This window comes from Microbacterium sp. HSID17254 (assembly GCF_003989315.1).
Taxonomy (GTDB): Bacteria; Actinomycetota; Actinomycetes; order Actinomycetales; family Microbacteriaceae; genus Microbacterium.
Genome location: NZ_RBLT01000186.1, coordinates 1 through 780, shown reverse-complemented (window position 1 = coordinate 780; position 780 = coordinate 1). Strand labels below are relative to the sequence as shown.

Here is a 780-nt window from a genome sequence, read left to right as displayed (position 1 = left end):
GCACGGCGACCGTCCAGGCGATCGCGGCACCCCAGTCGTGCCCGACGACGTGGGCGCGCGGCTCCCCGAGCGCCCGGATCAGTCCGGCGCAGTCCCCGGCGAGGGTCCACAGGTCGTAGCCGCGGGGGGGCTTTTCGGTGGCGGCGTAGCCACGCAGGTCGGGCGCGACGACCCGGTAGCCGGCCTCGCCGAGGGCGAGGAGCTGGCGGCGCGAGGTCCACCAGAACTCCGGGAAACCGTGCAGGAGGACGACCAGCGGGCCGGTCGGCGGGCCGTACTCGGCGAGGTGGATGCGGATTCCGTTGGCCGACACCGCGCGGTGCGTCCACGGACCGGGCACCCGGACGACCGAGGGGTCGGGCGGGGCACCGGTCGCTGCGGACACGCCGGGTCAGCCGGCGGCGGCGTGCCGCCCGGAGGTGCCCTCGGCGATCTCGCGGACGTTGTCCCCGTCGCCACGGTTGCCGCGCTGGGCGAGCACCTGGGCGGAGTCCTTGAGCGAGTCGATGGTGCGCTCCGGCTTGCGGATCTTGCGGACCCGCAGGTAGCCGAGGAAGCCGAACAGACCGGCCACGACCAGCATGAACAGGAACGTGATCCCGAAACCGGCGGCACGGTTCAGCCAGATCGACAGGACCTCGGCGAGGGTGAAGAACAGGTAGAACAGGCTGAACAGCCCGATCGCCGCGGCAATCACGAAGAAGACGCTGCCCTGCACGCCCTTCTTCCCCTCGGCCGTGACCCCGGCCTTGGCGAGCTCCACCCCCGACCGGCCGAGGG

2 protein-coding genes are annotated in these 780 nt (G+C 72.8%); both read right to left on the bottom strand.

Annotated features, from left to right (window positions below; translation table 11 throughout):
* Positions 1 to 385, bottom strand: a 385-nt coding sequence (locus tag D8M34_RS18495; RefSeq protein ID WP_126894737.1) for an alpha/beta fold hydrolase, incomplete at its 3' end; no start/stop codon positions are given.
* 6 nt (positions 386 to 391) lie between these two features.
* Positions 392 to 780: phage holin family protein (locus D8M34_RS18490; protein WP_148113115.1), on the bottom strand; the 389-nt coding region annotated here is incomplete at its 5' end.